This is a genomic window from Methylobacterium sp. C25 (assembly GCF_021352225.1).
Taxonomy (GTDB): domain Bacteria; phylum Pseudomonadota; class Alphaproteobacteria; order Rhizobiales; family Beijerinckiaceae; genus Methylobacterium.
In genome coordinates this window covers 111,169-123,939 of record NZ_JAAUVI010000005.1, presented here as the reverse complement: position 1 = coordinate 123,939, position 12,771 = coordinate 111,169, and the positions used below count along the sequence as shown (strand labels likewise).

At 66.5% G+C, this 12,771-nt stretch carries 13 protein-coding genes and 2 tRNA genes; 10 read left to right on the top strand and 5 right to left on the bottom strand.

Annotation, left to right across the window (positions count from 1 at the left end; all coding sequences use genetic code 11):
- Positions 1-151: 151 nt before the first annotated feature.
- The 5 genes from HCU64_RS15155 (at position 152) to HCU64_RS15135 (ending at position 6,503) form a co-directional block, all read left to right on the top strand.
- Entirely contained in the window at positions 152-1,060 is a 909-nt protein-coding gene (locus HCU64_RS15155) for a LysR family transcriptional regulator (RefSeq protein ID WP_233384890.1), read from the top strand.
- A gap of 115 nt (positions 1,061-1,175) precedes the next feature.
- Positions 1,176-2,369 carry a CaiB/BaiF CoA transferase family protein gene (locus tag HCU64_RS15150; RefSeq protein WP_267922382.1) on the top strand — a complete coding sequence of 398 codons (1,194 nt, stop codon included), beginning with the start codon at positions 1,176-1,178 and terminating at the stop codon, positions 2,367-2,369.
- On the top strand, positions 2,366-3,295 hold the full coding sequence (locus HCU64_RS15145) for a hydroxymethylglutaryl-CoA lyase (RefSeq protein ID WP_233384888.1): 930 nt from the start codon (positions 2,366-2,368) through the stop codon (positions 3,293-3,295). Before HCU64_RS15150 ends, HCU64_RS15145 begins: the two co-directional genes overlap by 4 nt.
- 65 nt (positions 3,296-3,360) lie before the next feature.
- Positions 3,361-4,686: an MFS transporter gene (locus tag HCU64_RS15140; protein ID WP_233384887.1), complete on the top strand. Its 1,326-nt coding sequence runs from the start codon at positions 3,361-3,363 to the stop codon at positions 4,684-4,686.
- A gap of 152 nt (positions 4,687-4,838) precedes the next feature.
- Entirely contained in the window at positions 4,839-6,503 is a 1,665-nt protein-coding gene (locus tag HCU64_RS15135) for a porin (protein ID WP_233384886.1), read from the top strand.
- A 198-nt stretch (positions 6,504-6,701) separates the two neighbouring features.
- Here the strand turns inward: HCU64_RS15135 and HCU64_RS15130 are convergent, their stop codons facing one another.
- On the bottom strand, positions 6,702-6,983 hold the full coding sequence (locus HCU64_RS15130; RefSeq protein ID WP_233384885.1) for a DUF2312 domain-containing protein: 282 nt from the start codon (positions 6,981-6,983) through the stop codon (positions 6,702-6,704).
- A 380-nt stretch (positions 6,984-7,363) separates the two neighbouring features.
- Here HCU64_RS15130 and HCU64_RS15125 point away from each other — a divergent pair, with 380 nt between their 5' ends.
- The 3 genes from HCU64_RS15125 (at position 7,364) to HCU64_RS15115 (ending at position 9,598) form a co-directional block, all read left to right on the top strand.
- A complete protein-coding gene (locus HCU64_RS15125; protein ID WP_233384882.1) occupies positions 7,364-8,155 on the top strand; it encodes a trypsin-like serine protease in 792 nt (263 codons plus the stop codon).
- A gap of 368 nt (positions 8,156-8,523) precedes the next feature.
- Entirely contained in the window at positions 8,524-8,787 is a 264-nt protein-coding gene (locus HCU64_RS15120; RefSeq protein ID WP_233384881.1) for a hypothetical protein, read from the top strand.
- A 589-nt stretch (positions 8,788-9,376) separates the two neighbouring features.
- Complete coding sequence (locus HCU64_RS15115) at positions 9,377-9,598, top strand: hypothetical protein (protein WP_233384880.1); 222 nt, start codon at positions 9,377-9,379, stop codon at positions 9,596-9,598.
- A gap of 356 nt (positions 9,599-9,954) precedes the next feature.
- Here the strand turns inward: HCU64_RS15115 and HCU64_RS15110 are convergent.
- From HCU64_RS15110 to HCU64_RS15100, 3 genes are all read right to left on the bottom strand, one after another.
- Positions 9,955-10,030 (bottom strand) — tRNA-Lys (locus HCU64_RS15110).
- Between the two features lie 69 nt (positions 10,031-10,099).
- Positions 10,100-10,184 (bottom strand) — tRNA-Leu (locus HCU64_RS15105).
- 122 nt (positions 10,185-10,306) lie between these two features.
- On the bottom strand, positions 10,307-10,612 hold the full coding sequence (locus tag HCU64_RS15100; protein ID WP_147046180.1) for a FliM/FliN family flagellar motor switch protein: 306 nt from the start codon (positions 10,610-10,612) through the stop codon (positions 10,307-10,309).
- Between the two features lie 129 nt (positions 10,613-10,741).
- On the opposite strand from HCU64_RS15100, the gene lipB reads away from it, so the two are divergent.
- Positions 10,742-11,446, top strand: a complete 705-nt coding sequence (gene lipB / locus HCU64_RS15095; RefSeq protein ID WP_233384879.1) for a lipoyl(octanoyl) transferase LipB — start codon at positions 10,742-10,744, stop codon at positions 11,444-11,446.
- Here lipB and HCU64_RS15090 read toward each other — a convergent pair whose 3' ends face one another.
- The gene (locus HCU64_RS15090; protein WP_233384878.1) at positions 11,447-12,334 is read right to left on the bottom strand and encodes a cation diffusion facilitator family transporter; all 888 of its coding nucleotides are present in this window, start codon (positions 12,332-12,334) and stop codon (positions 11,447-11,449) included.
- A gap of 202 nt (positions 12,335-12,536) precedes the next feature.
- On the opposite strand from HCU64_RS15090, the gene HCU64_RS15085 reads away from it, so the two are divergent.
- A complete protein-coding gene (locus HCU64_RS15085) occupies positions 12,537-12,767 on the top strand; it encodes a hypothetical protein (protein WP_233384877.1) in 231 nt (76 codons plus the stop codon).
- Positions 12,768-12,771: the final 4 nt, after the last annotated feature.

Below are 12,771 nucleotides of genomic sequence, written 5' to 3'. Positions count from 1 at the left end.
CGGCTGTCTTTCCCGGCAGCCGCGAATTCCTCGTGCCAGGTGACCAGCTGTGATGGCGGGATCGCAACCAGCAGGATAATTCAGATAGGGGGAAACGGACGAATCGCGCCAGCGGCGCGGCGCGTCACGATGGGCGATCGTCGGAATCTCGATGCTGTCACCTAGCCTGCTGAGGCGGCTCGACCTCAGGACGCTGCAGCTTTTCACGGTGATCTGTGAGGAGGGCAACCTCACCCGCGCAGCCCATCGCGAGGCCATCGCTCCCTCGGCGGTCAGCAAGCGGCTCGTGGAGCTGGAGACATCGCTCGGCGTGCAGCTGCTCGAACGTGGCACCAAGGGCATGACGACGACGCCCGCCGGCCAGACGTTGCTGCACCATGCCCGGCGGATGCTATTCAATCTCGAGCAGATCTCGCTCGAACTGGCGGATTTCGCGCGTGGTGTGCGCGGGCATGTCCGCGTGCTGGCGAACCTGTCGGCCATCGTGCAGTTCCTGCCGGAAGACCTGCGCTCCTTCCTCGAACGCCAGGACGGAATCCGGCTCGACCTCGAAGAACGGCCGAGCAGCAGCGTGGTCCGCGGAATCGAGGAGGGTGCGGCCGAGATCGGCATCTGTGCCGACAATGTGCCGACGCACGAGCTGCGCAGCCGGCTCTACCGCAGCGACAAGCTCGTGCTGGTGATGCGCCACGACCACCCGCTCGCCGACAGCCCGTCGCTCGCCTTCGAGGATTGCCTCGACCACGACTTCGTCGGGCTGCATGCGGAAAGCTCGATCTACGCGACGGTACGCGGCGAGGCTCAGCGCAGCGGCCGATCCCTGCGGCTGCGCGTGCACGTTCCGGGCTTCGATGCCGTCTGCCGGATGGCCCAGGCCAATATCGGCCTCGGCGTGCTGCCGCAGCGGGCCTTCGACTTGCTCGGGCAGCCGATGGGCCTCGTCGCCGTTCCCCTGCGCGACCGCTGGGCGCAACGCGAGTTGCGTCTCGTCGTGCGGGACGGGCCGCTCGCACCGGCCGCGCAGCTTCTGCTCGACCACCTCACCACCGGAGCGGCCTGAGCGATACCGCCAAGCTGCGTTCTCGTTTGGAGAACGCGTGATGGCGGATGACGTTTGGACAGTGATTAACCGGCTCAAGTATTGATTTTCGAAAGATCAATACAAGGGGACGGAGATGGCTGGACCGCTCGAAGGGATTCGTGTTCTAGAAATCGGAACATTGATTGCCGCCCCTTTTGCTGCGCGAATGTTCGCCGAGTTCGGGGCCGAGGTCATCAAGATCGAGTCGCCCACCGACGGCGACCCGTTGCGCAAGTGGCGAAAGCTTCACGAGGGCACCTCGCTCTGGTGGTACCTGCAATCGCGCAACAAGAAGTCCCTCGCTCTCGACCTGAAATCCGCCGATGGCCGCGCCATCGTGAAGGCGCTGGCGGCAAATGCCGACATCGTCATCGAGAACTTTCGCCCTGGCGCCCTCGAGAAGCTCGGGCTCGGCTGGGACGTGCTCTCGGAGCTGAACCCCAACCTGACGATGGTCCGGATCTCGGGTTACGGGCAGACCGGCCCCTATCGCGACCGGCCCGGCTTCGGCGCCATCGGCGAGGCCATGGGCGGCCTGCGCTTCACCACCGGCGATCCGGACAGCCCGCCCGCGCGTGTCGGCATCAGCATCGGCGACAGCCTCGCCTCGCTGCACGGCGTCATCGGCGCGCTGATGTCACTGCTGCGGGTCAAGACCGGCGCCGGGCGTGGACAGGTCGTCGACGTTTCGCTCGTCGAGAGCGTGTTCAACGTCATGGAGAGCCTTGTTCCCGAATACGATCTCCTCGGCCATGTCCGCCAGCGCACCGGCGGTGCGCTGCCGGGCATCAGCCCCTCCAACACCTATCCGACGGCCGATGGTGGCTACGTTGTCATCGCCGGCAACAGCGACGCGATCTTCCGTCGGCTGATGATGGCCATCGAGCGTCCCGATCTCGGCGAGGCGCCCGAACTGCGCAGCAATGACGGACGCGTCGCCCAGAATGCGGTGCTCGACGAGGCAATCACCACCTGGACGCGCACCCGCACCGTCGCGGAGGCCCTGGCCGCCCTCGAAGAGGCCGACGTGCCCGCGGGCCGCATCTATTCGGTGGCCGACATCGTCGCCGATCCGCACTATCAGGCACGCGAGATGATCCTGCCGACCGAGTTGCCGGGGGGCACCCAGGTCGCGATGCCGGGCATCACGCCGAAGCTCTCGGACACGCCCGGCGAGGTCCGCTGGTCGGGTCCTGCGCTGGGCGCGCATACCGACGGCGTCCTCTCGAATCTCGGCTACGGCAGCGACGACATCGGGCGCCTGCGCAAGGCGGGGGTGGTGCGGTGAGCGCCGCCGACCGCATCCTCGTGCAGGAGGTCGCGCCACGCGACGGCCTGCAGATCGAGACCGCCTTCGTCGAGACGGCCGATAAGATCGCCCTGATCGATGCGCTCTCGCGGGCCGGCTTTTCTCGGATCGAGGTGTCGTCCTTCGTCTCGCCCCGTGCCGTGCCGGCTCTGCGCGACGCCGAAGAGGTCTTCGCCGGCATCACCCGTCATCCGGACACGATCTACGTCGCCCTGGTCCCGAACGTGAAGGGCGCCGAGCGCGCCATGTCGGCGCGGGCCGACGAGCTCAACCTCGTCATGTCGGCGAGCGAGACCCATAACCGGGCCAATATGGGCATGGCCTGCGAGAACTCGCTCGTCGCCTTCGCCCGTATCATCGAGGCGGCGCGCGGCACCGGAACCCGGCTCAACGGAACCGTCGCCACGGCCTTCGGCTGCCCCTTCGAGGGTCGGCAGGCGCCCGAGCGGATCGCCGAGATCGTCTCTCGCTACCTCGCACTGGGCATCGAGGGCATCACGCTGGCCGACACCACCGGCATGGCCAATCCGCGCCAGGTCGGCGAGTTGGTGCGTGCCACCCTGCGCCAGGTCCCGGCCGAGCGTCTGACCCTGCATTTCCACGACACGCGCGGGCTCGGTCTCGCCAACGTGCTCGCTGCCCGCGAGGCCGGTGCGATCCGCTTCGACGCGGCCTTGGGCGGCCTCGGCGGCTGCCCCTTCGCGCCGGGCGCCTCCGGTAACATCTGCACCGAGGACCTCGTGAACCTCTGCCACGAGATGGGCATTGCGACGGGTCTCGACCTCGACGCCCTGCTTACCCTCTCCCGTGGTCTCCCTCGCCTCGTTGGCCACGCCGTGCCCGGCCAGGTCGCCAAGGCCGGACGCCCCTGCGACCTCCATCCCCCCCCGCGCGTCGCTGCCTGAAACACCTGCCGCCGGATCGCTCGTCAGAAGCGACCGGCCTCCGAAACCCCTCGAGGGAGGAAACCATGTCCATCGCCGCGCGAGCCGATATCGCCGACAGCGTCCCCGTCTCCGAAGAAGCAAGTGTCGTCCGGAAGGTCGCCTGGCGGCTGATGCCGCTGGTGATGGTCTGCTACCTGTTCGCCTTCTTCGACCGCATCAACATCAGCTTCGCGAAGTTCCAGCTCCAGAGCGACCTCGGCTTTAGCAACACGGCCTACGGGCTCGGCGCGAGCATGTTCGTCGTCGGCTACGTGATCTTCGAGGTGCCGAGCAATCTCTTCCTCTACCGGGTCGGCGCGCGGCGCTGGATCGCCCGGATCATGATCTCCTGGGGCATCGCCACGGCACTCATGATCTTCGTGAAGAGCGAGTGGCAGTTCTACGCCCTGCGCTTCCTGATCGGCACGATGGAAGCAGGCTTCGCACCGGGCATCCTCTACTACCTGACGCTTTGGTTTCCTGCCTCCTATCGCGGCCGCATCACCTCCACGCTGTTCGTGGCCTCGGCCTTCTCGGGCATCGTCGGCGCGCCGTTCTCCGGAATGATCCTGACGCATTTGAACGGCGTCGCGAATCTCGCCGGCTGGCAATGGCTGTTCCTGGCCGGCGGCCTGCCTTGCCTCGTGCTCGGCGCGCTGGTGCTGCTCTACCTCGACGACTCCGTCGAGAAGGCGAAATGGCTGAAGCCGAGTGAGAAGACCCTGCTCGCCTCCCGGATCTCGCAGCAGAACCGCCATGTCGAAGAGGTCTCGCTGCTCGGTGCGCTCAAGACGCCCGGCTTCCTGACGCTCGGCCTGATCTATTTCCTGATCCAGGTCGGCTCCTACGGCCTCAATTTCTGGGGCCCGGACATGATCCGGACGGCGAGCGGCGCCGATGCCGGCACCGTCGGCCTGCTCGCGGCGATCCCGTATATCTGTGGCGCGATCACGATGGTGCTGATCGGCCGTCTCTCCGACGCCTCGGGCCGCCGTCCGTCCTTCGTGGCCGGCCTCGTCGTCGCGGCGGCGATCGGCTTCTTCGCCTGCGGCTTCTTCGACCGGCACATCGTGCCGCTGATGATCGCCCTCGCTCTCGTCGGCAGCGGCGTCGTTGCGTCGATCCCGACCTTCTGGACGCTGCCGCCCAAGCTGATGACAGGCGTCGGCGCGGCGGGCGGCATCGCCCTCATCAACACGCTCGGCCAGTTCGGCGGCATCGTCAGCCCCGCCATGGTCGGCTGGATCAAGGATCTCACCGGCAGCACGACCCCGGCGCTCTACGTCATCGCGGCACTCTGCCTGGTCTGCGGCCTGATCCTTCGCTTCGCGCTGCCCGCTCAACTCTGGACGAGCGACCGCGCCGCCTGAGGCGGCCCGGGCGCTCAGGGCCCGGCCTCCTCGAACATCGACACGCGGGAGGCGCGGCAGGCGCCTCCCGTCACAGCAATCCGGTCGGCCCGACACGCCAAAAGGCGGCAGGCGCCCGGACATAACGGTCTCGGATCTTTGGAGGGGCGACTATGATTGACTGGAAGAGCTTACTACTCGGAACGACCGCAGGTCTGATCACGCTGGCCGGATCGGCATCGGCGGCGGACCTGCCCGTGAAGAAGGCTGCACCGATCGAGTATGTGCGCGTCTGCGGCACATATGGCGCCGGCTTCTTCTACATTCCCGGCACCGATACCTGCCTGCGCATCTCGGGCCGTGCCCGCGCGGAGGCCGGCTATCTGCAATCCGGTAGCCGCAACGGCGCAGGTAACGGCGACAACAGCCAGTTCCGCGGGCTGCTACGCCTCAATGTCGATGCGCGCACCCAGACCGATTACGGCACCTTGCGCGCCTTCCTGCGCACCGAGATGGCGAGCCGCACCGGCGACAACCGGATGACCTCCGGCTCGCAGCAGCGCATCGGCAACGCCTTCCCGGCGATCGGCCAGGATTCTTTCGGTCGCGTCCAGGACTACGTCGCCGTCGACAAGGCCTTCGTGCAGTTCGCCGGCCTGACCGCGGGCCGCGCCTCGTCGTTCTTCGACTTCTACGCCCACGACTTCGAGATCATCGGCCAGTCGCTCGGCTCCGACGTCTTCGCCACGAACCTGCTGGCCTATACCCAGCAACTGGGCGGCGGCTTGACCGCGACACTGTCGATGGAAGACCCGAACTTCCGCAAGAACCCGTTCTACTCGCAGGCGACCTCTCCGGCCGCGGGTGCCCTCGGCCAGACCATCAGCTACCAGCTGACCAACGCGCCTTCACCGGTCATCACCTCACTCGCCGCCAACGGACTGCCGTCGAGCATCTCATATGTCGACGTCGTCCAGCGCTCGCGCATGCCCGACTTCGTCGGCGTCGTGCGCTACGATGCGCCGTGGGGCTCGGCCCAGCTCTCGGGCGCGGTGAAGGACATCAATATCGGCGGTCCGCTCGCGGGCACGGCCGCGGGAACGGTGAACCCGACCAGGCTGACGGGCGCGGATGTCGGCGCGCAGACTTCCTATGGCTGGGCCGTCCAGGGCGGCCTGAAAGTGAACCTGCCGCAGGTGGCGCCGGGTGACTCGCTCTACCTTCAGGGCGCCTATGGCCAGGGTGCCGCGATCTATACCGGCATGATCGCCTATACCGGCACCTACCTGAGCAATGCGACGGTGTTCAACGGCAACGCCTTCAACCAGTTCTTGAGCGACGCCGTCCTCAATCCGCTGACCGGCCGGATCGAGACCTCGAACAGTTTCACCGCCACGATCTCGTATCTGCATTACTGGTCGCCGGAATGGCGTTCGGCCTTCTACGGCAGCTACGGCGAGATGCACTTCCCGCGCGGCCTGCGCGAGGCGTTCGGCCAGATCAGCCAGGCGGCCGGCTCGGTCGCGGCCGGGGGCCTCGGACTGCCCTTCGTGACATCCGGATTACCGGTCGCCGCAAACGGAGCGGGCTTCCCCTACAGCCAGGTCCTGCGGGACACGAGCCAGATCGTCGCCGGCGCGAGCCTGATCTGGTCCCCGGTCAAGGATCTCGATATCGGCGTCGAGGGCCAGTACATGCGCGCCGCGATCCTGAACGGCAAAGTCACCAACAACGATCGCAACGCAACGGTCGGCACCGGCGCCAACGCGACCCCGGTCTATCCGATCAGTTCACAGGATGCCTTCCAGGCACGCGTGCGCGTCCAGCGCGACTTCTGAGCATTGCTGGGAGTCCGTCCGATCATGGCTTCATCGCGGTGAGTGCCGGAAGAGCGGCGCCTCCAGGAGGCGATGAAGCCCAGCTCGGGAGCGCCGTGTGTCCGCAGACCACCCGGCGGCAGACCCGACTCATCGGACGGACTCCAAACCACGAATGTGTCGAAGCGCTCGGTCTCGAGCGCTTCGACAGGTCCGACCTTATACGGCCATCCCGAGGGCCTGCATGTACAGCTCGAGGATCGCCTCCTGCTCCTGCCGCTCGGAGTGATCCTGCTTCCTGATTCTGAGGATGGATCGCACGGCCTTGACGTCGAAGCCGCGTCCCTTGAGCTCGGCGAACACCTCCTTGATGTCGCCCTTGATGGCGTCGGCTTCCTCGTTGAGGCGCTCGATGCGCTCGATGAATTGTTTCAGCTCATCCGCAGCGACGCCTTCGGAGGAAGAAACGTCGGGTGCCCGCTGTGTCGAAGCCGCGCTCATCGCTGTGTCTCGCCTTGGTGAAGCCCCGCACGATTCTGGTCGGGGCCGCATGATGGGTGGTTCGCGGGCGCGCTCATGCGCCGCGCGGAAGCCGCTCGATCCGCTGCGGGGACTCGTCGCAGCCGGTCGGTTGGCCGCACTCTGCCCAACGCCATAAGCGCCGGCGCGACGAGAGTCGACGATCCGTCGGCGGCCAACGGCAGTGGATGCGCGGCTCCTCCCACCTCCTAGCGGTCGCGACTTACCGTGCCGTGAAGAGCAGCGTGCCAAACCTGCGGACGGCGCGCCGATGTGACGACGTGCGGCCGTCGCGTTCGTCTTTTACGGTCGCGCTCGCACGCGGCCTCCTCTAGCTTCGATCCGTGCAAGGAGGATCGCCGGTGGCAGTTCATGGCAAGGCAACGTGCGTCACCGCTTGGAGGGCGCATGCACGTGGATGGCTCGCCGCAACGGGGCTCGCCTTAGGCCTCGCCGCCTTCGGCACATCTCCGGCCGCGGCCATTCAGGGCGGCGCCTCAGCCCGATCCGGAGATGCGCTCGCCCGGGCGACGGCCGGCATCGGCATCATCACGCAAGCCGATGGTTCGCTGCGGCTGTCGCGCTGCTCGGGCGTGCTGATCGCACCGGACAAGATCCTCACGGCGGCCCATTGCGTGTCGGGCTCCCCGGTGGGGCTCGTCGTGATCTTCTACAACGGCACGAATGCCGTGAAGCCGGCCTACGCGGCGAGCGTCATCGCGCGCTACAGCCCGGATCGCGGCATGCTCACCTCCAACGCCGTTCAGGTCAGCCTGGCCGAGCTCTCGCTCGATCTCGCGGTGCTGCAGCTCTCCTCGCCCGTCCGAGACCGCAGGCCGATCCCGCTCGCCACCGAGCCGGGACGGGTGCCGGCTTCGCTGGAGATCGCCGGCATCGGGCTGTCGGGCCGGACAGGCGGGCGCCTGCGCACCGCGGCCCTGAAGCCGCTCGCCGCATCCAATACCGGCTTGGTCATCGCGAGGACGGTGGGATCGAGCGCCTGCTTCGGCGATTCCGGCGGCCCCGTGGTTGGCCGTGACCGGCGCGGCGTCTACGTGGTCGGCGTCGCCAGCGCCGTGCTCTCGCGCGAGCCGCCCTGCGGCCACCTTTTGGTGGTTGCCCCGGCCGCTCAGGTGTTCGGACGCGGTGGCTGACCCGGCCGAGAGGCTGGGACGAACGACTTCGCACCCGAGGGCAGACCCGGTGCTCACCGAGGGTGGGTAGATCGTCGCGGAAGTGGGTCAGCGCGCGAGGGGTGGACCCGGGATCCGCTCCCGGCAGCGAAGACGCTCACGAATCTGCCCTGAGCCGGGGCAGCTTCTACTCTATGCGACGAGGCTCCTGGCACGGCCAGTCCACGATGATTCGGATCGGCCTCCAGCGTGAGGACTATAGAAACCGCACGACAATGTGATGCGTGACTGGCGAACCCATCCGGGGTGCCATGAGATATCCAATATTGCGTTGTACGCACGCGACGAACGCGCCCCTGCAAGCAATCGGAGATCGGTCGGATACTGCCATGCCACGTTTTCTCTTCGACGTTCACGACAACATCTTCAGCGACCTTGGTGACGAGGACCGCGACTGCGAAGGGCGCGAAGATGTCGAGAAGCATGCTCAGCAGCTACTGGCCGAAGCCCGCGCCAAGCAGCGGGCGCGAGCAAACTTGCACCTCGTGACGAGCGTGATCGTTCACGAACTCGGCAAGGGTGTCGTGATGACAGCGATTGCCGGGCCCGGGCAGGACCTAGACTTCGTGTGGAAAGAACGCAGGGCTGCCTAACAAGGGGGCCGAACAGTCCGATCGGTATAGCGAGGCGCTCACAGCTGATGCGCAGCGCGAGCGGTCTGCGAAAGCCGACTGACCGGTTGAATAACTAACCTGCCGGGTCAGTTGTCGGTACGCGTCTGGCTAACTGGCTGATCGACAGCAGCGAGACCATCAATCGGCTGCTGAGCATGGCGATCGTCGCTCGATCGGTCGACCCGACGAGAGGACGGTTGGACACTCGGCTTCGGGCGTTTCCCAATCAACACGCGACTTTAGGCCAGTGCTTGGTGCCCAGGACCCGGCCTCCTGACCGCACAAACGACAGTCGAAGCTGTCCTTGCCCTTCTGAAACTTTCGGCTCTCGATTTGCTAACAAATAGCCACGCACGCGCGCTTGACCTGTGTTGTCGTCTTCCCCTTGCTCCGGTCGGAGCCGGCGAGACTCGCGTAGCGCTCAATTCAGCGGCAACGAACAAGCCGGGATCAGCGGACGCAGCCTGGGCGTCGCAAAACCCAAGCTTGCCAGCTATTCAATTAACGAAAATTCCATCTATTCGCGAAAACAATCAAATTTGACGCCATTACTGGAAGACGTGCGATCATGTTCAGTCTTCACATGCCCGATCGCGAGCAGGAGCCGGTTCGCAAGCGTGGTCGCGAAAACGCGTTCGGCGGCATGGTGCTTGGTTTCGCGGCTGGGCTGACCGTTGTCATCGCTCTCGATGCGCTTGTACTGAATCACGCGCTCTTCCGCGACCTGCCGCATTGGGATTGGTACATGCCGCAGGTCGTGCGCAGTGCGGTCGCCCTACCTTGGCGCTGAAGGCGCCACGAAAAGCTCTCCGCGAAGCGGGGAGCCAAGGCGCGAACGACGCCGCAGGAACGATCGGCCAAGTTGGCCGCGTTCCACCGTCTGCTTCACCTGCAATGACCCGTCTCAGTCCGTGTGGCCCCGGTCGCCAATGTCGGCCGTGTCTGGGCGAGCCGTAGCACGGGCTTGCTGGTGAGCGGGCCGTTGGCGAGGATCACAATGTGCGAGTTCGACGAGGCTTGAGCTGAGCCCCGGAAGAAACCGTCTCGGCGGTGGCGCGCAGCCTCAAGCGCGCAAGAAAGTATGGGCACACAGAAGGATTGGCCGCAAAGGCTACCGCCGCCAAACTGTTATAAACGCTGGGGAAGTGGTGAGCGCGCTGGGACTCGAACCCAGGACCTACAGATTAAAAGTCCGTTGCTCTACCAGCTGAGCTACGCGCTCGCCTCCGAGGCCGAAACCGTGCCCCGATCGTTGGAAGCGTCGATCAAGAAAAAGCACCAACCGTTAGGTTGGTGCGGCCAAGAGGACTCGAACCTCCACCCCTCGCGGGACTAGCACCTCAAGCTAGCGCGTCTACCAATTCCGCCATGGCCGCTCGCCACATGTCCCGGGGCCAGCGCCGCGAGGGGGCCGGTGAGCCCGTGTGAGCGGCGGAGCGGATAACAGATGGATTCGGCGGGCACAAGCGCGGTTTGCGGATTCGTGGGCCCGAAGGCGTCAAAGCAACGCTTCTGCGTGCTCGAGGACCGGCACTTCGCCTTCGCCGATGGTCATGCCCGGCTCGCGGATGACGGCCGGCCTGCGGATGAGTTCGGTCACCTCGATGGCGATGCGGTTGCCGGTGACCACGATCTGCCCGCGGGCGATCGGGTGGTCGTTGGCGAGAATCTCGACCATATCGGTTTCGGTGGATTCGAGCTCGATCACGGCACCGCGGCCCATGCGCAGCAGCATGTGCAGCGGCATGTGGCTGCGCCCGAGCACCACCTTGAGGTCGACCTTGAGGTCTTCGAGAACGGCCACGCCACGATCCTTGAGCCCACGGCCTCACCACCGGCGCAGCCAGCGCCGTCGACATGATGCCGGCATCGACCTTCCGCGCTTTATGGTGAAGCCTTGGTAAACGACACGACGATCAGCCCCCCGGAATCGGTGCCACGCCTGTCCGTGAGCCCGGTCTCGTTCCTGGCCGCGCCCGGTTCGCCGCCGGTCGCGTGGCAGGTGAGCGACGGGCCGGTGGGCTACGACGAGGCCGTGGAGGCCATGGAGGTGCGGGCTGCTGCCATCGCGCGCGGAGAGGCACCCGAGTTGGTCTGGCTGCTGGAGCATCCGCCGCTCTACACGGCGGGAACCTCGGCGCAGGCAGCCGATCTCGTCGAGCCCGAGCGCTTCCCGGTCCACCGAACGGGGCGAGGCGGGCAATACACCTATCACGGACCGGGCCAGCGCGTGGCCTACGTGATGCTCGACCTCGGCCGCCGCCGCCAGGATCTGCGGGCCTACGTCGCCAGCCTGGAGGCCTGGATCATCGCCACGCTGGACGCCTTCAACGTCCGCGCCGAGCGCCGCGAGGACCGCGTCGGCGTCTGGGTGCGGCGTCCCGAGAAGGGGGAGGGGGTGGAGGACAAGATCGCGGCGATCGGCATCCGCGTGCGGCGCTGGGTGAGTCTGCACGGCATCAGCCTCAACGTGGAGCCGGACCTCTCGCATTTCTCCGGGATCGTGCCGTGCGGGGTCCGCCAGCACGGCGTGACGAGCCTCGCCGATCTCGGGCTGATCGTGTCGATGCCGGAGGCGGACATGGCCCTGCGCGCGGCCTTCGAGCCGATTTTCGGGCCGACCGTCGACGCAGCCTGATCAGATCACCGGCACGCCGCGCGCCTTGGCCTTGTCGCCCGGCTCGACGTGGATGGTGACGACGGCGCCCTCGACGGCGGATTCGATGCCGTCCTCGATCCGGTCGCAGATGGCGTGGCTGTTGGCGACGCTCATCTCGCCCGGAACGACGAGGTGGAAATCGACGAAGGTCGCGCTGCCCGCATGGCGGGTGCGGACATCGTGGGCTTCCAGCGCACCCTCACCATGCATCGAGATCAGCTCCCGGATCTTCTGGATCATCTCGGGAGAAGCGGCCTGGTCCATCAGGCCGTTGATCGAGTCGCGCATCATCGTCCAGCCTGACCACAGGATCTGCAGGGCGACGAGGCCGGCGACCAGCGGGTCGAGCACCAGGACGCCGGTGAGCAGCACCAGGGCCACGCCGACGATGACGCCGCCGGAGGTCACCACGTCGGCAATGACGTGGCGCGCATCCGCGACCAAGGCCGGCGAGCGCCAGGCCCGGCCACGGCGCAGCAGAACCCAGCCCCAGGCCGCGTTGATCACGGTGGCCAGCCCGTTCACGGCGAGGCCGATAACTGGCGTGTCGATGGCCTTTGGCGTGACGATGCCCTGATAGGCCTCCCGCAGGATCAGCAGGGCCGCGACGATGATCAGCGTGCCCTCGATCACCGCAGAAAAATACTCGGCCTTGTGGTGGCCGTAGGGGTGGTCGTCGTCGGCCGGCTGTGCGGCGACCCGCAGGGCCACGAAGGCGCAGACCGCGGCGACCACGTTGATGATGCTCTCCAGTGCATCGGAATAGAGCGCGATGCTGCCCGTCAGCCAGAAGGCCGCGAATTTCAGCGCCGTCACCAAGACGCCGATGGCGGCGCTCAGCAGGGCGGCTTTCTCTGTGCGGGTCATGACGGGCCCGGGCGCTCGCGCAATCGTGGAGAGGAGATGCCGCGCCCATAACGGTCAGCCCGGCGGAAGGCCACGGCAAAGGTTTTAGCCGTGGCTATGGGGGTGCGGGCCGCGATCTTGCGGCCACGCTCGAGCGTGCCGATATCGATTCCAGGGACGGCGAACGCTGCCCCGCGAAACGGTTCAAGAGGAGGAAAGCGACATGGCCCTGGTCCAATGCGCCGCTTGCGATCATCGCATCTCCGCCCAGGCCGTAGCCTGCCCGTCCTGCGGACATCCCTCCGGCAGCGACCGTCAGGGTGTTTTGCGCGTCCTCGGGACGGTCGCGGGCACGTACATCTCCACGACGACGCTCGCGAGCCTCGTGCTCGGCGTGGTGATGTTCATCTGCGCGGCTGCCGTGCTGATCACCCTGATCCTACACAGCCACTGAGGGC